The sequence below is a fragment of the Mesorhizobium sp. KACC 23794 genome (assembly GCF_052180275.1).
Lineage (GTDB): Bacteria > Pseudomonadota > Alphaproteobacteria > Rhizobiales > Rhizobiaceae > Kumtagia.
Map to the genome: position 1 here is coordinate 6,584,446 of NZ_CP197465.1, position 16,905 is coordinate 6,601,350.

Sequence of the window (16,905 nt, forward strand, 5' to 3'; positions counted from 1 at the left end):
TGGCCAAGCGGACCGGTTCCCCGTCGCCGGCTATCGTTTCGCCGATGTGTCGATGGCGTGGCGCCGGCTGCCGGCTCGGCCAACGCGCCCGCCGGCGTCATCGTGTGCCAAGCTCAACATACCGCGTGGCGCAGTTCACCGCCGCGCTTCCGCCACAGAGTGGCCTTTATCGATCCGGCCTCCGGATCCGGTTTCGGCCAGGGAGAGGCCGCGCGGATCGGGTCTTCGGAAAAGCAACGATCCAAGACAATCCGACCATTTCACCGGGAGCGCCGAACCATGCAGCCACGCCATCTCCTGCTCGCGCTCACCATCGTGCTGATCTGGGGCGTCAATTTCGCCATCATCAAGCTCGGGCTACGACAGGTGTCACCGCTGGCGCTGGGCGTGGCGCGGTTCGCGCTGGCGGCGTTTCCGTGGGTGTTCCTGATCAGGCGGCCGGACGTGTCGCTGCGGCTGATCGCAGCCTACGGTTTTCTCATCTTCGCCCTTCAGTTCGGCTTCCTGTTCACCGGCATGAAGCTTGGCATGAGCGCCGGCCTGTCGTCGCTGGTGCTGCAATTGCAGGTGTTCTTCACCATCGGCCTGTCGGTGCTGATGCTGGGCGAGCGGCCGACGGCCTGGCAGATGGCGGGCGCGGTGCTGGCCTTCGGCGGCGTCGGGCTGGTGGCGGCGAATGTCGGCGGCGACGTGACGCTGGCGGGTCTGGCGCTGCTCGTCGCGGCGGCCGCAGCGTGGGGCGGCGGCAACATCGTGTCCAAGCGCATCTCCCAGCAACGGGCGGCGGTGGATGTGCTGGCGCTGGTCGTCTGGGGAAGCCTGTTCGCGCTGCCGCCGCTGATCGTCGTGGCGCTGGCGTTGGATGCCGACCATTTCGTCTCGAGCTTCGCCAACCTCGACTGGGTCTCGGCCGGCTCGATCGCCTATATCGTTTATCTCTCGACACTTTTCTGTTTCGCGGCATGGAGCCGGCTGCTCGGGCTCTATCCGGTTTCGACCGTCGCGCCGTTCACCTTGCTGGTGCCGGTGTTCGGCTTCCTGGGGTCTGCGGTGCTGCTCGGCGAGCCGCTGCAAGGCTGGAAGCTGGCGGCTTCCGGTCTGGTGATCGCCGGGCTTTGCCTGAACCTGTTCGGACCGCGCCTGCTGGGGCTTCGCAAGGCTGCGTGAAGCCCGAAAGATCGCACCATTTCATAGCCTTATGAGAACCGAGCCGCGAAAAGCCGCGAATGGGCTCAACGCCGCTCGCTTTTTGGGCTGTCTACACCGCCGGTTTCGGTATTTTGGCTGTCTTTTCGACCGAACAGGCTTGACGCGATCAGGCCTTCCCGCCGCCGACCGCGCCCAGAGCAGAGAGTTGGCCGGCCTCCCAGCCGAGGATGGCGCGCTTGCGGGTGAGGCCCCAGTGGTATCCGGTGAGCGCGCCGGATTTTCCAAGCGCCCGGTGGCAAGGCACCACGAAGGAAAGCGGGTTGGCGCCGATGGCGGCGCCGACGGCGCGCGAGGCATTCGGCCTGCCGACGCCGGCCGCGATCGCGGAGTAACTGCAGGCCTTGTTCATCGGGATCCTGAGCAGCGCTTCCCAGACGCTGACCTGGAAGTCCGTGCCGATCATGACGACGCGCAGCGGCTGGTCGGACCGCCAGAGCGTCGGGTCGAAGATGCGGGCCGCATAGGGCGCGGTCGCCGACATGTCCTCGACATAAGTTGCGTTCGGCCAGCGGCCGCTCATGTCGGCGAAGGCCGCCCGCTCCTCGCCGGGGTCATTGAAGGACAGGCCGGCCAGCCCCCGGTCGGTGACCATGACCAGCGCGATGCCGAAGGGCGAGATGTGGTAGCCGTAGCGGATCGTCAGGCCGGCGCCACGGGTCTTGTAGTCGCCGGGCGACATCGCCTCGTGGGTGACGAACAGGTCGTGCAGCCGGCTGGGGCCGGACATGCCGACTTCATAAGAGGTCTCCAGCAGCGGCATACCGTCGTCGAGCAATTTTCGCGCATGATCCAGGGTCACCGCCTGTAGGAATGCTTTTGGCGACAGGCCGGCCCAGCGGGTGAACAGCTTTTGCAGGCCGGTCGGCGTCTCGCCGACATCTTCCGCCAGCGCCTCCAGCGACGGCTGATCGCGATAATCGAGGCTGATCTTTTCGATTACCCGGCGGACGGTCGAATAGTCGCTGCCCTCGGGCGTGATGTCTCGTTGCAGGACGGGCGACGTTTTTGACGACATGGCGGTATTCATAGCGGGATGGACGTTCATGGCAATGTCTCCTTGACCGCGAATATCGGGCCAGCGAGGACACGAAACCACCCGAAACTTGCTTGTGCGGCTGCGTGACGGGAGTTGATGGTCCGAACAGATCATCCATGTGCCGCCCATTGCTCTTCTCCTTTCACATGTCTTGACCTAAACAGGCTTCAACCAGTGGTGGGCTTGATGGCTGAAGCGAGCAGGTCGACTTTCACAGCGTTTTTGCCCGAGCGGCGGGTGGCAACGACAATGGCATTGCTGGTTGTCATCATGGTCGTTGGCTGGAGAATCCCGCTGCCTGGCCTCGATTTCGACAGAGCGCAACCATACTTCCTATCTGGCGCTGCCCCATCAAACCTTTCGATATTCGCGCTCGGCATCTTCCCTCTCTTCACGATCCTGGCCTATACGGAAATTGCAAAACTGGCCGTTCCGCCGCTGGCACGGTGGCAAACAAGCTCGATCCGGAACGCGCGACGCCTAGCCATAATCGTGTTTGCGCTGTCATTGGCGCTGGCAGCCTGGGAAGGCTACGGGGTGCTGGCGGCGCTTGCAGGGGGCGAGATTTTGAGGCCGGAAACCGGTGTTGTGCTGGCCGCGCTTGCCTGCTTCGTCGCCAGCACGGCCCTGACGATCTGGCTGGCCGACGATTTCGGATTTTCGGAACTTGGCAGCGGTTTCTGGCCGCTGATGGCTATACCGTTTCTCGCGGATTTGCCCGGCCAGGCATCGACGCTGGTCGAAATGTTACGAACAGGGGCGGCATCGGGCGGCCAGTTGCTGATCGTGGCGCTGTGTCTGGCCGCCGGAATGGCTCTGGTCGTCTTTGCCAACCTGCTTCTATCGCGAAACGGTAGCCCAACCGGCACAGCTAGAACCTCTATCCTGCTGTGGCCGCCCTACCTCGCCGGCGTGTTGGCAGGATTTGCCTTTCTCGTGCTCCCGACTGAAATGCCGGGCTGGCCATTTCTCGCACCGTCGTTCTTCGAGGTCGGACACCTGGCGATGACGGTCGTTCTCATTCCGGCCTTCGTTTTCGCCTATTCTTATAACTTCCGGCTCTCGTGGCGCGATGGATCGAACGGTTGGTCGGCGCTTGTTCTTCTGGCGGTGGCAGCGATTCAAATCATCCTATGCGTGGGCGCCGTTCTCTTGCCGATATACATGGGTCTTCCCGTCAACCTCTCCGGAGCCGGATTGCTCGTCTTGGGAACCGTGATGCTGGCGTTACGCGGATCCGGTTTCAAGCCTGTCCAGAAAGGGATTTGAGGGCGTTCTTCGATTACGCCGTCTATCGCCCACTCAACTCTTCGCCTTAGCCAGCGCGTTCGAAAACGCAGCGGCGAAACTTTCGCGGTCGTCGGGGTTGAGGAAGGAGCCGATCGAGACGGTTTCCTCGCGCGATTCCACGGCCATGCGCGTGATGCCGATCTCGTCGTGGCGCGAGACGGAAAAGCGCGCCCAGAACGGGTTGAAGCGGTGCGCCTCGGAACGGCCGGACGGCGCTGTCTTCTTGATGTCGAGCGAGGTGCGCGAAACGGAGACCTCTTCGCGGGCGCGGGCGGCGCGGTAGTTCAGGCGGAAGGCGATGTAGACGGCGAGCACGTCGAGGCCGAAGAAGCCGAAAACCGGCCAGGCGCCCTTCGACAGGAAGAACGCGCCGGTGACCAGCCAGCCGAACAGCAGCGTTCCCATGAGGATCGCGAAGCCGATCCGCCCCAGCGAGCGGTGCGGGGTCAGCAGCGCGCGGAAGAACGGCTCGTCGGCAGGACTGTCGTTTGTGTCGTCCATGGCGAATAATTATAGAAGGCTCATGAAAAATCCCAAGTCAAAAAGCGTCGCACCCGCCGGCACGCGCGACGGCTCGAACGTCAAGCCGCGGCCACGGCCGGCACGGCCCCATTCGGTCTATCGGCCCGACGAGGTCCACGAGATCTTTCGGCGATTCTCGGTGCAAAGGCCGGAGCCGAAGGGCGAACTCGAGCACGTCAACGCCTTCACGCTGCTGGTCGCCGTGGTGCTGTCGGCGCAGGCGACGGACGCCGGCGTCAACAAGGTGACGCGCGCCCTGTTTGCCGTGGCCGACACGCCGCAAAAGATGCTGGCGCTGGGCGAGGACAAGGTCGGGCAATTCATTCGAAGCATCGGCCTGTGGCGCGGCAAGGCCAGGAATGTTGTGGCGCTGTCGGAAGCCCTGATCCGCGACCATGGCGGCGCGGTGCCGGCGGATCGCGAGGAGCTCGTCAAGCTGCCCGGGGTCGGGCGCAAGACCGCCAATGTCGTGCTGAACATGGCATTCGGCCAGCCGACCATGGCCGTCGACACGCACATCTTCCGGATCGGCAACCGGCTGCTGCTGGCGCCCGGCAAGACGCCCGAGCAGGTGGAGGCCGGGCTGGTGCGCATCATTCCGCCGGAATACATGCGCCACGCGCATCACTGGCTGATCCTGCACGGGCGTTATGTGTGCAAGGCGCGCAAGCCGGACTGCCCGCGCTGCGTGATCGCCGACATCTGCAAGTCGCCGGAGAAGACGACGTCCATTCCCGCGCCGCTGGTCGAGATCGGGTCGAGCGGCGGGCTGGAGGCGGCTCAGTAGCCAAAACCGCGCGCCATGGCGGCGGCGAAGACCAGGATGAGGGCGAAAAAGCCGGCCTCCGCCTTCAGCCAGAAGCGCAGGGCGATAATCTCGGCCTCGGGAACGGCGCCGGATGCGGCACGGCGCCAGCGGATGATGCGCATCGTCGGCTGGATGGAGAGCAGCCCGACCGCGGCGAAGGCCGCCATCTTCAACCAGAAGACCGGGTTCTGGACGTAGAACTCCCAGCCCTTCAGCCCGAAGATCACGCGGCAGACGCCGATCAGGATCAGCATGCCGGCCGCCATGCCGTAGGCGCCGTCGATGCGGCCGAGCAAAGGCAAGCCACGCGCATCGAGGCCTGGCCGCACCAGCGCCAGTTCGACGGCGAGCAGTGCTGCGAGCAGGAACGCCAGGCCGTGATGGACGATGGCGAGGACAAGATCGACAAGAGCAGCGTCCATGGGACCGACCTCGATGTTTACGTTGTAAAGATTTATAGGACGAGATTTTCGCGATGTCCATCGGCGGCGAGGTCGGCGGCGGGCAATCGCTTGAAAAGGTGTTACCGCACCTCATCGCCCTGCCGGGCACCTCTCCCCGTGAAGAACGGGGGGAAGTCACGCTTTCAATAATGATTCCGCCAATCGCAAACAGCGCAGGAAAGGCAATGGCATTCGCGGCCGGCCGTTTTCTCCCCGCTCTTCACCTATCGCGTTCACACATCTGGTTCGCCGTCATACAGGCGCAGCCTCTTTTGCATCGGATTTATGGTTTTGAGTCCGAGGCATGGATTCCCGACACTCTCCGCTCCCTGCGGTCGCTCACGAGGCCGGGAATCCATGCCTCAGCGTTGCGGAAGCCAGAGACGGCCGATGGGATGGAAAACTCCTTTGTCTGTCGACGATGTGTTGAGATGTGTGAATCCGATAGCTCCGTTCACGGGAAGAGATGTCCGGCAGGGCGATGAGGGGCAGCGCACCCGACGGAAAGCCGGAACGCAACCGGGAGGACAGATACACAGCTTGGTTCAAGCGATTGCCTGAAGTCGTCGGCAGTACTCCGGTGAACGTCCCTGATGGAAAAACCCCACAGGCGTGAAATCGAAGGGCGCGATCGCGTGCTGTGAATATGGATCGTCCCGGAGGCGTCCCGCTTCACTCCCGCAGTGCATAGACCGCGCAGGGAGCGGCGATGCCGCGCAGCGTGTGCTCGCCGAGCGGGATCAGGGGCCGGGTGGTTTCCGACGCGAAGGCGCCGGAGAGCAGCAGCGTGCGGCCGAGCGGCCGGCACAGGCCCTCCAGCCGGCTCACCAGGTTCACGGTGGAGCCGATCGCGGTGAAATCCAGGCGGTCGGCGGTGCCGATATTGCCCCACAGCATCTCGCCCACATGCAGCGCCGTGCCGAACGGCAGTGGCGGCAGGCCTTGCGCGGCGCGGGCGCGGTCGAGATGGTCCATGCCGGCGCGTGCCGCGGCGACGGCCCGCAGCGCGGCTTCGCATGCGGCGGCGGTGTCGCGCTCGCCGATCGGGAAGATCGCCAGCATGCCGTCGCCGATGAATTTCAGCACCTCGCCGCCAAAAGCGTGGACAGCGCCGGCAATGCGATCGAACCATGCGTCGAGCGCCGCCACCACCTCCTGCGGCGCGGTCTTCTCCGACAGTTCGGTGAAGCCGCGCAGGTCGGCGTAGAGCAGCGCGGCGCGGATGGTCTCGCCGGCATCGCGGCGCAGCCGACCGGCCAGCACCTGCGCCGCGCTGCGCCGGCCGAGATAGGTTTCCAGCAGCACGCCAAGCGTCGAGCGGGCGGCGAGCGCGGCAAGCGGCGCTGCGGCAAAGCGGGCCACTTGCCGCAGCAGGTCCCGTTCTGACGCGCTGAACGGCCGGGTCGCCCCCCAGCCGAGCACGGCGCCGTCGGGCGTGCCGCCAACGAAATCCTCGTGAATGGCAGCCGCGCCGAGGCCCGCCAGCCAGTCGTGCCCGACCTTGGCGCGATCCCCGGCGTCGAGGCCGGGGAGGTCGAAGCCCAGCGCCTCGATCACCCTTCCGCTGTCGGCCCGCCACAGCCATGTGCGCCGCGCCACGATGGGGTGCGGCGCCGCCTGGGTGAGCGCGCCGCCCGCGAGCGGCAATCCGTCGGCGGCGAGACGAACGGCAATCGCCGTCAGGAAGGCGTCGGCGCCGGGCGAGGCAGCAGCCTCGTCGACGAGGAAGGAGAGAGCGGAGGGCAGTTGCATGGCGGCGATCATGCAATGCTGCCGGGCCTCTGTCATGAGGGTGGCGGCAGCTTTGTTGCGCCGGGCGGCGGTTGGACTACATTGCAGCCAGTGCCGGAAGACATCGTATCCCTCCGGAGGACGCCGCCGATGAACGAGACACTTCGCACCGAGATCGAGATCGCCGCGCCGCAGGCGACGGTCTTCGCCTTTCTCACCGACCCCGACAAGATCCTGCGCTGGCTGGGCACGGCGACCACGGACGCCCGCCCCGGTGGAATCTATCTGGTCAGCGTCGGCGACAAGCACCCCGCCCGCGGCCAGTTCACGGAAGTGATCCCGGTTCATCGCCTCGCCTACAGTTTCGGATGGGAAGGGCGCGAGGCGGTGCCGCCCGGATCGAGCCTGGTCGAGATCGACCTAGTCGAAAAGGGCAGCGGCACGCTGGTGCGCTTCACCCATAGCGGCCTGCCGAACGAGGAAGAGCGCGCCAGCCACGAAAAGGGCTGGAACCACTATCTGCGCAGGCTGTCGGTCGCCGCGGCCGGGGGCGATCCGGGGCCGGACGGCCCCATGGAAGCATGAGCGCGGTCGCATTGGCGCAAACAGCCGGCAAACCAGACCATTGCAACTGCCACCATTTGGGTCCACTCGCCGCAACCGGATAGACGCCCAGCCTGCCGCAACGCGGGGGAGGAAGACCTCCGCAGGCGGCGGAGAGGATTGGGGCGATGGTATTCCGCAGGCTCGTTGGTCTCATCCTCGCCGCGCAAACTCCCCAAAAAAGGGGAAAAAGAATCGACACGGCGGCCACGAATTTTTCCGGCCATGCGCTGCAAGTGGCCGGGCAGGCTACGAAAGAGTGCATGAAATCAGATCGTTAGGCGAAAATGTCCCGCTGACGAGATGAACGGACATCGACGCCGCAACGGATAAAACCATCGATCCGTCCCCCTGCCCTCCGGCCCGTTTTATCATTCACCCGAGTTTCAACGGGGCGCGGGCATGGACACTTCCGACAATCTCGACCTTCCCTACATCATGCCGTCGCAGGCGCAGAAGCACGTCACGCACAACGAGGCGATCGGCATGCTCGATGCGCTGGTGCAGCTCGGCGTCGCCGACCGCGACCTGGCGGCCCCGCCCGGTGCGCCGCTGAATGGCGACCGCTACATCGTCGCCGCCGCCGCCACCGGCGACTGGAGCGGGCAGAGCGGAAAAATCGCACACAGGCTGGATGGGGTGTGGTCGTTCTACGCGCCAAAACCCGGTTTCCTCAGCCATGTCGAGGACGAGGACATCTTCGTGTTCTGGACCGGCGCGGCCTGGGCGCCGCTCGACGGCGTGCTTGCCGCGCTGCAGAACCTGGCGCTGCTCGGCATCGGCACGACGGCCGACACCACAAACCCCTTCTCGGCGAAGCTCAACAAGGCGCTGTGGACGGCAAAGACGGCGGCGGAAGGCGGCGACGGCGACCTGCGCTATACGCTGAACAAGGAGACGGCCGCCGACGTGCTGTCGCTGCTGCTGCAGACCGGGTTTTCGGGACGCGCCGAACTGGGTTTGATCGGCGACGACAATCTTGCGCTGAAGGTTTCGCCGGACGGCTCGGCCTGGACGACGGCGCTGACCGTCGACAAGACGACGGGGCAATTGACGCTCGGCAACCAGTTCAACCTGAACGCGGCGCTGATGGTGACCGGCGCGGCGCAGACCATCCTGCGCGACGGCGCCGCGAGCCTGCTGCGGATCGTCAGCTATCGCGACACCAACGCCACCCACGCCACCTTCGCCGCCGACGTGGCGCGCGGCAGCCTGGCGTCTCCGGCCTTCATCACCAATACCGGGCTGATGGCCGAATTCGTCGTGCGCCCCTGGGACGGCAGCATCGTCGGCGGCGCGACCTCGGGTCGCCTCGCCTTCCGCGCATCCGAGAACCACGGCTCGACCGCGCGCGGCACGAAATGGACGATCGAACTGACGCCGAACGGCAGCACCACCATCGCCGAGGCCGGCGCGCTGGACCATGCGACGGGGCTGTCGCTGTTCACCGTGCCGGTGATCGACGCCAACCGGCATTTCCGCCTGCGCTCCTATACGATCGCCACCTTGCCGTCGGCTTCGCCGGCCGGGCAGATGATCCATTGCTCGGACCTCGGCGGTGGCGGCGGGCAGGTGAATTCGGACGGCAGCGCGTGGCGGCGGGTGTCGCGCGGCGGCCAGCAGGCGGTATCCAGCGACGCGGACTTCACGCTGACGGTGCTGACCAATGCGGAGGAGCAGCGGCACACCGGCACCTTGACGGCAAATCGCGCGGTGACGCTGTCGGCGACCAACGCCTATGCCGGCGCGCGATTCCGGCTGACGCGGACCGGCGGCGGCGCATTCAACCTATCGCTCGGCGGATTGAAGAACCTGGCCACCAATACGTGGGCCGAGACAGTGTATGACGGCTCGGCGTGGTATCTGGCGGCGTATGGGGCGTTGTAGCGCCGGTATCCCTCCCCCTTGAGGGGAGGGTGGCCGCGAAGCGGCCGGGTGGGGTCGGCGCGGCCAAACACCAACGTCACTTTGCGTCGGAGCACTGCCGCGTCGACCCCACCCGCCTCGCTTCGCTCGGCACCCTCCCCTCAAGGGGGAGGGAAAGGCTCAACTATGCGCGAAAATATCCTCTTCCGGCCAGCCCATCAGGTCGAGTTTTGCGCGGGTGGGGAGGAAGCGGAAGCAGGCGTCGGCAACTTTCGTGCGGTCCTCGCGCGCCAGCCGGCCGGCCAGAACGTCGCGCAGGCGATGGAGATAAAGCACATCCGAGGCAGCGTATTCCAGTTGCTCGGGGGAAAGCGTTTCGGCCGCCCAGTCGGAGGATTGCTGCGCCTTGGAGAGATTGACGCCGAGCAGTTCGGAGCAGATGTCCTTCAGCCCGTGGCGGTCGGTGTAGGTGCGGGTCAGCCGCGAGGCGATCTTCGTGCAGAACACCGGCTCCGGCATGGCGCCGAAGGCATTGTAGAGCACGGCGAGATCGAACCGCGCGTAGTGGAACAGCTTTGTGATCGACCGGTTGCGCAGGATCGAGACGAGATTCGGCGCCTTCTTCTGGCCGAGCGCGATCTGGATGACATCGGCCGAGCCGTCGCCCGGCGAGATCTGCACCACGCAGAGGCGGTCGCGATGCGGGTTGAGCCCCAGCGTTTCGGTGTCGATGGCGACTGAATCGACATTGTAGTTGGCGAGGTTCGGCAGGTCGTTTTTATGGAAACGGATGGTCATGGCGGGGCTTTTCATCAGCGTGACAGGGCTTCGAGGATGCGCGCCCAGGACCGCTGGCCCTTGTGGAAGGAGGCGAGCTCGTATTTTTCATTGGGCGAATGGATGCGGTCGTCCGACAGGCCGAAGCCGACCAGCAGCGAGCCCATGCCGAGATAGGTCTGGAAGTCGCCGACGACGGGAATGGAGCCGCCGCTGGCGATCATTACCGCCGGCTTGCTCCACTCGTCGGTGAGCGCGGTCTGCGCCTGAATGAGGAAGGGCGAGTCGTAGGAGAGCTGGATCGCCGGCGAGCCGCCATGCGGGTGGAATTCGACCGAGCAGTCGGCGGGGATTCTTGCACGCACGAAGGCGCGGAAGGCCTCGCGGATTTTTTCCGGGTCCTGCTTGTGGACCAGCCTGAACGAAACCTTTGCAAAAGCCTCTGCGGCGATGACGGTCTTGAAACCCTTGCCGGTGTAGCCGCCGGAAATGCCGTTGAACTCGGCGGTCGGGCGCGCCCAGACCAGTTCCAGCACGGAGCGGCCTTTCTCGCCGGCCGGGACGGAGAGACCGATCGGGCCGAGAAAAGTGTCGGCCGTCTCGCCGAGACCTTCCCAGGCCTTCAGGATCTGCGTCGGCGTCTCCTCGACGCCGTCGTAGAAGCCGGGGATGGTGATGCGGCCGCCGTCGTCGTGGATGGCGGCAAGCACTTTCGCCAGGATGCGCACCGGATTGGCGGCGGCGCCGCCGAACTCGCCCGAATGCAGGTCGCGGTTGGCGGCCTTGACCACCACTTCCTCGCCGACAAGGCCGCGCAGGCCGACGGTGATGGCCGGCGTGTCCTGGTCCCACATGCCGGTGTCGCAGACCAGCGCGAAGTCGGCCTTCAGTTCCTCGGCGTTGGCCTCAAGGAAGGGCTTCAGCGAAGGTGAGCCGGATTCCTCCTCGCCCTCGAACAGGATGGTGACGCGGCAGGGCAGCGATCCGTGCACCGCCTTCCAGGCGCGGCAGGTCTCGACGAAAGTCATCAGTTGGCCCTTGTCGTCGGCCGAGCCGCGGCCGGTGATCACCTTGCGGCCCGGCTCGATCTCCTTGAGCTTCGGATCAAAGGGATCGTCGTGCCAGAGATTCAACGGGTCTACCGGCTGCACGTCATAGTGGCCGTAGAACAGCACATGCGGCGAGCCGGCCGGGCCGTCGTGATGGGCGACCACCATCGGATGGCCGGGCGTATCGCGTACGCTGGCGTCGAAACCGATGGTCTTAAGGTCGGCGACCAGCCATTCGGCCGCCTGGCGGCAATCGGCCTTGAAGGCCGGGTCGGTGGAGATGGATTTCAGCCGGAGCAGCGAGAACAGCCGGTCGAGACTGTGGTCGAGATCGGCGTCGAGACGGGAGAGGACGGAGGAGGCGACGGACATGCGGCAAAACCTTATGGAATTTGCGGCGCACCCTAATGATCATGGGCGCGAACGGAAAGCCCGGCGGCATTGTGCCAGCTGACAAAGAACGTCGGGAGCGAAGGTCCTGACAGAAAAATGGCCACCGTGGTGGAGGGGGAACCACGGTGGCCTTATTAAACATGCGGCGGCCCGGAGAGGGGGGAGGGGTCGCCGCACGGTCCGGATTAGGCGGGGGACGGGCCTTGGTCCGGACGCGGCATTAACTGCCGATGACCTGTATTTGGAAGCCGCCAGGGGGTGTTTCAAGGCCGCGAAGATTACAAGTGTGTAACGAAGCCGTGAGGGGGCGGAGCAAGCGTAAGTCAGGAGCCTGCCACATGAGGGTTGGGCAGCAATTCCGTTGCGATCTGGCATCTCATATCCAACAGCCGGAAGGTCTCATTCAGCACCTTGTCCGACCAATCGCCAGCCGCGATATGGCGCAGAGCCGAGAGGCCGCTGCGAGAACGTGCCTCGCATATCGTTCCCGACAGGAGTTTCTCAACCTCGGAAATGTCTTTCAACAGGGCCTCGGCTTTCACCAGCAGGCCGTAGGGCAGTTCGTGGCAATCATATTCAACATCCGAAAGTATGTCCTCGATCAACAAGGCGCGAGCTCTTGCGTCTGCTGGATCGACCTGAAGCGCCTCCCGGAGTAACGCTTTTGCCGATAGCTCGTATTGCCCATAGCCTCCTTCCGGCCTGGAGAAGAGGCCATGGAGTTGGGCCGACCATCGCGCATATCCGGCACGTTTTTCCGATCGCCTGGTTTCGAGGATTTGCCGGAAGACCGATCGGAACAGCGGCAGCCGCATCCACTCGCCGTCGCCCAGCGACAATTCGGACACGGCGTCGCCGTCGAGGAAAGCGGCGCACCAACTCTCGACAAAGCCCCTTCGCCCCTCTGGCGAGCCCGAGATGAGTTCGGAGATAAAGGCATCCAGCGTGGACAGCTTTTCGGCGCGGCTGCCGGACCGCTCCATGCCGGCGTAGGCTTCCCAAGCGTGCTCGCAACGTTGGTTTGGAAATTGCAGATTAACAGTCATTGGACAAGGGTCGATGCCACGGCTTTCACCCCGGCGATCAAGCACACAAAATGCGGATTTGGCTAGGTAGAGCACAGTAGTTGCTGTCAGGAGATGACGGCACCGGCGGCTTGGGCATGGACCGGGAGGCCGCGCCGCGCTATCCCTTCGCCCATGAAAAAAGGCGATCACCTCTTCCTCGTCGACGGCTCCGGCTACATTTTTCGCGCCTATCACGCACTGCCGCCGCTGACCCGCAAATCCGACGGGCTGCCGGTCGGCGCGGTGTCGGGTTTCTGCAACATGCTGTGGAAGCTGATGCAGGACGCGCGCAACACCGATGTCGGCGCGACGCCGACGCATTTCGCGGTGATCTTCGACTATTCGTCGAAGACGTTCCGCAACGAACTCTATCCCGAATACAAGGCGAACCGCTCGGCGCCGCCCGAAGACCTGATCCCGCAGTTCGGGCTGATCCGCCAGGCGACGCGGGCCTTCGACCTGCCCTGCATCGAGATGGAGGGTTTCGAGGCCGACGATTTGATCGCCACCTATGCGCGGCTGGCCTGCGAGGCGGGCGGCGACACCACCATTGTCTCCTCCGACAAGGATCTGATGCAGTTGGTCGGCGAGACCGTCTCCATGTACGACCCGATGAAGGACAAGGAGATAAAAATCCCCGAGGTCATCGAGAAATGGGGCGTGCCGCCGGAAAAGATGATCGATCTGCAGGCGCTGACCGGCGACTCGGTCGACAATGTGCCCGGCGTGCCCGGCATCGGGCCGAAGACGGCGGCGCAGCTTCTCGAACAGTTCGGCGACCTCGATGCGCTTTTGGCGCGGGCCGGCGAGATCAAGCAGGACAAGCGCCGCCAGTCGATCATCGACAATGCCGACAAGGCGCGCATCTCGCGCGATCTGGTGCGGCTTAAGAACGACGTGCCGGTGAAGCAGGGCGAAGGGCTCGAGGATTTTATCCTGCAGCCGCCGAATGGGCCGAAGCTGATTTCATTTCTCAAGGCGATGGAATTCACGACACTGACGCGGCGCGTGGCGGAAGCGAGCGGCACGGATGCCAGCGCCGTCGAGGCGGGCACGGTGACCGTCGAGACCAAGGATGTGCATGGGCCGGATGTGGGGGCTGGTCTCTTCCCCCTTGACGGAGGTCCGAAGGACGCCGGCAGGCCAGAGGGGGTAACCTCAGAAGGCACCGCCGGAACGTCGAGCACTGCCGCAGCGACCCCCACCGCCGCCTTCGGCGGCACCTCCCCCTCAAGGGGGGAGGAAACGCCAGCCGCCCTCGCCGCCGCCCGCACCGAAGCCGCGGCAGCGCAGAAGATCGACACCAGCGCCTATGTCTGCATTCGCGACACCGGCACCTTGCGCGCCTGGGTGGCGGAGGCGCAGGCGGCTGGCGTGGTGGCGGTTGACACCGAGAGCACCTCGCTCGACCCGATGCAGGCCGAACTGGTCGGCTTCTCGCTGGCGATCCGGCCCGGTTATGCCGCCTACATACCGCTGATCCACAAGTCCGGCACCGGCGACCTGCTCGGCGGCGGCGTTGTCGAAGGCCAGATTCCAGTGCGCGAGGCGATGGCGATCATCAAGCCGCTGATGGAGGACCGCTCGGTCCTGAAGGTCCTGCAGAACGTCAAATATGACCTCGTCATCCTGCAGCGCTACGGCGTCGACATTGCGCCCTATGACGACACGATGCTGATGTCCTACGTGCTCGACGCCGGCGTCGCCAATCATAATATGGACGCGCTGGCGGAGCGACTGCTCGGCCACAAGACCATCGCCTTCAAGGACGTGACCGGCAGCGGCAAGGCGCAGGTGACTTTCGATTACGTGCCGCTCGACCGCGCCACCGCCTACGCCGCCGAGGACGCCGACGTGACGCTGCGCTTCTGGCTGGCGCTGAAGCCGCGGCTGGTCGCCGAAGGCATGATGTCGGTCTACGAGCGGCTGGAGCGGCCGCTGGTGCGGGTGCTGGCGCGCATGGAGCAGCACGGCATCTCGATCGACCGGCAGATCCTGTCGCGGCTGTCGGGTGAACTGGCGCAGCGTGCTGCGGCGTTCGAGGACGAGATCTATCAGTTGGCGGGCGAGCGCTTCACCATCGGCTCGCCGAAACAGCTCGGCGACATATTGTTCGGGCGCATGGGTATGCCGGGCGGTTCGAAGACCAAGACCGGGCAATGGTCGACCTCGGCGCAGGTGCTGGAGGATCTCGCCGCCGAAGGCCACGAGCTGCCGCGAAAAATCGTCGACTGGCGGCAACTGACCAAGCTGAAGTCGACCTATACCGACGCCCTGCCCGGCTATGTGCATCCCGAGACCCGGCGCGTGCACACGTCCTACGCCATGGCCGCGACGACGACGGGGCGGCTGTCGTCGTCGGAACCCAATCTCCAGAACATCCCGATCCGCACCTCGGAAGGCCGGAAAATCCGCACCGCCTTCATTGCCGACAAGGGCAACAAGCTGATCTCGGCCGACTATTCGCAGATCGAGCTGCGCGTGCTGGCGCATGTCGCCGACATCCCGCAATTGCGGCAAGCGTTCGCCGACGGCATCGACATTCATGCCATGACCGCATCCGAGATGTTCAACGTGCCGGTCGAAGGCATGCCGCCGGACGTGCGGCGGCGCGCCAAGGCGATCAATTTCGGCATCATCTACGGCATCTCGGCCTTCGGCCTCGCCAACCAGCTATCGATCCCGCGCGAGGAGGCCGGCGACTATATTAGGAAATATTTCGAGCGGTTCCCCGGTATCAAGGGATACATGGATTCTACAAAAGCCTTCTGCCGCGACAAGGGTTATGTGGAGACGATCTTCGGGCGCAAGGCGCACTATCCCGAAATCCGCTCGCCCAATCCGTCGGTGCGCGCCTTCAACGAGCGCGCCTCGATCAACGCGCCGATCCAGGGATCGGCGGCCGACATCATCCGCCGCGCCATGGTGCGCATGGACGATGCGCTGGAAAAGGCCGGCCTGTCGGCGCGCATGCTGCTGCAGGTGCATGACGAGCTGATCTTCGAGACCGCCGACGACGAGGTGGCGCGCACGCTGCCGGTCATCCAGCATGTCATGGAGCAAGCGGCGATGCCGGCCGTGTCGCTGGCCGTGCCGCTGAAGGTCGACGCGCGGGCGGCGGACAATTGGGACGAGGCGCATTGAGTTGCCGGTCGACCTGCCGACGCTGCTCTCCTTCACACTCGCCTCGTTCCTGATCGAGCTGACGCCCGGTCCCAACATGACCTATCTGGCGCTGGTGGCCGCCAGCAACGGGCGGCGCGCCGGCTTCGCCACCGTGGCCGGCGTGGCGCTCGGGCTCGGCATCGTCGGGCTTGTCGCGGCGTTCGGCGTGGCGGAGATCATCCAGGCCTCGACGCTGCTCTACGAGGGGCTGCGCTGGGCGGGTGTCCTGTTCCTGCTTTACCTCGCCTGGGAGGGCTGGACAACGGGAACCGACGTCGCGGCGGCAAGCCAGGACCATGGCCGCTATTTCCGGCGAGGGCTGACGACCAATCTGCTCAACCCCAAGGCGGCCGTCTTCTATGTCGCCGTGCTGCCGACTTTCATCGACGCGGCAAAACCGCTGCTGTCGCAGACTTTGACGCTGACAGCCGCCTATGTGGCCGTGGCGACCGCGGTGCATGCGGCGATCGTGGTTCTGGCCGGTGCGCTCGAACCGTTCCTCAACGATCCCCGCCGCGAACGCTTTGCGAGGCGTGTGCTGTCGGCGCTGCTGGCCGCCGTCGCCCTCTGGTTCGGCTGGTCGACCGCGCGATGACAACTTGCGGTCATGACGACAAATGCCCCTCGCCGGAGAGCCTTGCCTTAACTTGACGGGCCGCTGTTTTGGCCGTCAAGTGAAATGGCTCTGTGTTCGGGGGGATGATCGATGCGCACCGCAAGAATAATCGCTGCCGTCCTGTTTGCGATGGTCGCCGGCGACGCGCTCGCCCAGACTGCGTCCGAGCGGGCGGCTTGCCAGGCGGACTACCAGAAATTCTGTTCCGACGTTGCGCCGGGGGGTGGGCGCGTGCTGGAGTGCCTGGCCAAGCAGAAGGACAAGCTGACGCCCGCCTGCCAGAAGGTCGTCGAGACACACCAGAAATAGGCGTTGGCCCGCCGATCCGGC

15 protein-coding genes are annotated in these 16,905 nt (G+C 65.1%); 8 read left to right on the plus strand and 7 right to left on the minus strand.

What is annotated here, in order from left to right:
* The first annotated feature begins 279 nt into the window (after positions 1–279).
* Positions 280–1,167, plus strand: a complete 888-nt coding sequence (locus tag ACSBOB_RS31870) for an EamA family transporter (RefSeq protein ID WP_442580020.1) — start codon at positions 280–282, stop codon at positions 1,165–1,167.
* Between the two features lie 148 nt (positions 1,168–1,315).
* On the opposite strand, the gene ACSBOB_RS31875 is transcribed toward ACSBOB_RS31870, so the two are convergent.
* Complete coding sequence (locus ACSBOB_RS31875; protein WP_442583894.1) at positions 1,316–2,236, minus strand: methylated-DNA--[protein]-cysteine S-methyltransferase; 921 nt, start codon at positions 2,234–2,236, stop codon at positions 1,316–1,318.
* Between the two features lie 195 nt (positions 2,237–2,431).
* Here ACSBOB_RS31875 and ACSBOB_RS31880 point away from each other — a divergent pair, with 195 nt between their 5' ends.
* Positions 2,432–3,514, plus strand: coding sequence for a hypothetical protein (locus ACSBOB_RS31880; protein ID WP_442580021.1), 1,083 nt, complete (start codon positions 2,432–2,434; stop codon positions 3,512–3,514).
* A gap of 33 nt (positions 3,515–3,547) precedes the next feature.
* Here the strand turns inward: ACSBOB_RS31880 and ACSBOB_RS31885 are convergent, their stop codons facing one another.
* Positions 3,548–4,036, minus strand: a complete 489-nt coding sequence (locus tag ACSBOB_RS31885; protein WP_442580022.1) for a DUF2244 domain-containing protein — start codon at positions 4,034–4,036, stop codon at positions 3,548–3,550.
* 22 nt (positions 4,037–4,058) lie between these two features.
* Between ACSBOB_RS31885 and nth the strand changes: the two genes are divergently transcribed.
* Positions 4,059–4,844: an endonuclease III gene (gene nth / locus ACSBOB_RS31890; protein WP_442580023.1), complete on the plus strand. Its 786-nt coding sequence runs from the start codon at positions 4,059–4,061 to the stop codon at positions 4,842–4,844.
* On the opposite strand, the gene ACSBOB_RS31895 is transcribed toward nth, so the two are convergent.
* Positions 4,838–5,287, minus strand: a complete 450-nt coding sequence (locus tag ACSBOB_RS31895; RefSeq protein ID WP_442580024.1) for a DUF2214 family protein — start codon at positions 5,285–5,287, stop codon at positions 4,838–4,840. The genes nth and ACSBOB_RS31895 overlap by 7 nt on opposite strands.
* 693 nt (positions 5,288–5,980) lie before the next feature.
* Positions 5,981–7,060, minus strand: a complete 1,080-nt coding sequence (locus ACSBOB_RS31900) for an adenylate/guanylate cyclase domain-containing protein (protein ID WP_442583895.1) — start codon at positions 7,058–7,060, stop codon at positions 5,981–5,983.
* Positions 7,061–7,189: 129 nt separating this feature from the next.
* On the opposite strand from ACSBOB_RS31900, the gene ACSBOB_RS31905 reads away from it, so the two are divergent.
* Entirely contained in the window at positions 7,190–7,624 is a 435-nt protein-coding gene (locus tag ACSBOB_RS31905) for an SRPBCC family protein (protein WP_442580025.1), read from the plus strand.
* Positions 7,625–8,044: 420 nt separating this feature from the next.
* Positions 8,045–9,529, plus strand: a complete 1,485-nt coding sequence (locus ACSBOB_RS31910; protein WP_442580026.1) for a DUF2793 domain-containing protein — start codon at positions 8,045–8,047, stop codon at positions 9,527–9,529.
* 159 nt (positions 9,530–9,688) lie between these two features.
* On the opposite strand, the gene ACSBOB_RS31915 is transcribed toward ACSBOB_RS31910, so the two are convergent.
* The 3 genes from ACSBOB_RS31915 to ACSBOB_RS31925 form a co-directional block, all read right to left on the minus strand.
* The gene (locus tag ACSBOB_RS31915; protein WP_442580027.1) at positions 9,689–10,306 is read right to left on the minus strand and encodes a ribonuclease D; all 618 of its coding nucleotides are present in this window, start codon (positions 10,304–10,306) and stop codon (positions 9,689–9,691) included.
* Between the two features lie 14 nt (positions 10,307–10,320).
* On the minus strand, positions 10,321–11,706 hold the full coding sequence (locus ACSBOB_RS31920; RefSeq protein WP_442580028.1) for a M20/M25/M40 family metallo-hydrolase: 1,386 nt from the start codon (positions 11,704–11,706) through the stop codon (positions 10,321–10,323).
* 344 nt (positions 11,707–12,050) lie between these two features.
* Positions 12,051–12,848 (minus strand): hypothetical protein, encoded by a 798-nt coding sequence (locus tag ACSBOB_RS31925; protein ID WP_442580029.1) that lies wholly within the window; start codon positions 12,846–12,848, stop codon positions 12,051–12,053.
* 78 nt (positions 12,849–12,926) lie between these two features.
* On the opposite strand from ACSBOB_RS31925, the gene polA reads away from it, so the two are divergent.
* The 3 genes from polA (at position 12,927) to ACSBOB_RS31940 (ending at position 16,884) form a co-directional block, all read left to right on the plus strand.
* Complete coding sequence (gene polA, locus ACSBOB_RS31930; protein WP_442580030.1) at positions 12,927–15,938, plus strand: DNA polymerase I; 3,012 nt, start codon at positions 12,927–12,929, stop codon at positions 15,936–15,938.
* Between the two features lie 76 nt (positions 15,939–16,014).
* Complete coding sequence (locus ACSBOB_RS31935) at positions 16,015–16,554, plus strand: LysE family translocator (RefSeq protein ID WP_442583896.1); 540 nt, start codon at positions 16,015–16,017, stop codon at positions 16,552–16,554.
* 111 nt (positions 16,555–16,665) lie between these two features.
* Positions 16,666–16,884 (plus strand): cysteine rich repeat-containing protein, encoded by a 219-nt coding sequence (locus ACSBOB_RS31940; RefSeq protein WP_442580031.1) that lies wholly within the window; start codon positions 16,666–16,668, stop codon positions 16,882–16,884.
* Positions 16,885–16,905 lie beyond the last annotated feature (21 nt).

Coding starts and splice junctions, on each gene's coding strand:
- ACSBOB_RS31875 (WP_442583894.1), bottom strand. CDS start 2,236: ATGAATACCGCCATGTCGTCAAAAACGTCGCCCGTCCTGCAACGAGAC.
- polA (WP_442580030.1), top strand. CDS start 12,927: ATGAAAAAAGGCGATCACCTCTTCCTCGTCGACGGCTCCGGCTACATT.
- ACSBOB_RS31895 (WP_442580024.1), bottom strand. CDS start 5,287: ATGGACGCTGCTCTTGTCGATCTTGTCCTCGCCATCGTCCATCACGGC.
- ACSBOB_RS31885 (WP_442580022.1), bottom strand. CDS start 4,036: ATGGACGACACAAACGACAGTCCTGCCGACGAGCCGTTCTTCCGCGCG.
- ACSBOB_RS31940 (WP_442580031.1), top strand. CDS start 16,666: ATGCGCACCGCAAGAATAATCGCTGCCGTCCTGTTTGCGATGGTCGCC.
- nth (WP_442580023.1), top strand. CDS start 4,059: ATGAAAAATCCCAAGTCAAAAAGCGTCGCACCCGCCGGCACGCGCGAC.
- ACSBOB_RS31915 (WP_442580027.1), bottom strand. CDS start 10,306: ATGACCATCCGTTTCCATAAAAACGACCTGCCGAACCTCGCCAACTAC.
- ACSBOB_RS31910 (WP_442580026.1), top strand. CDS start 8,045: ATGGACACTTCCGACAATCTCGACCTTCCCTACATCATGCCGTCGCAG.
- ACSBOB_RS31935 (WP_442583896.1), top strand. CDS start 16,015: ATGACCTATCTGGCGCTGGTGGCCGCCAGCAACGGGCGGCGCGCCGGC.
- ACSBOB_RS31920 (WP_442580028.1), bottom strand. CDS start 11,706: ATGTCCGTCGCCTCCTCCGTCCTCTCCCGTCTCGACGCCGATCTCGAC.
- ACSBOB_RS31880 (WP_442580021.1), top strand. CDS start 2,432: ATGGCTGAAGCGAGCAGGTCGACTTTCACAGCGTTTTTGCCCGAGCGG.
- ACSBOB_RS31905 (WP_442580025.1), top strand. CDS start 7,190: ATGAACGAGACACTTCGCACCGAGATCGAGATCGCCGCGCCGCAGGCG.
- ACSBOB_RS31900 (WP_442583895.1), bottom strand. CDS start 7,060: ATGCAACTGCCCTCCGCTCTCTCCTTCCTCGTCGACGAGGCTGCTGCC.
- ACSBOB_RS31870 (WP_442580020.1), top strand. CDS start 280: ATGCAGCCACGCCATCTCCTGCTCGCGCTCACCATCGTGCTGATCTGG.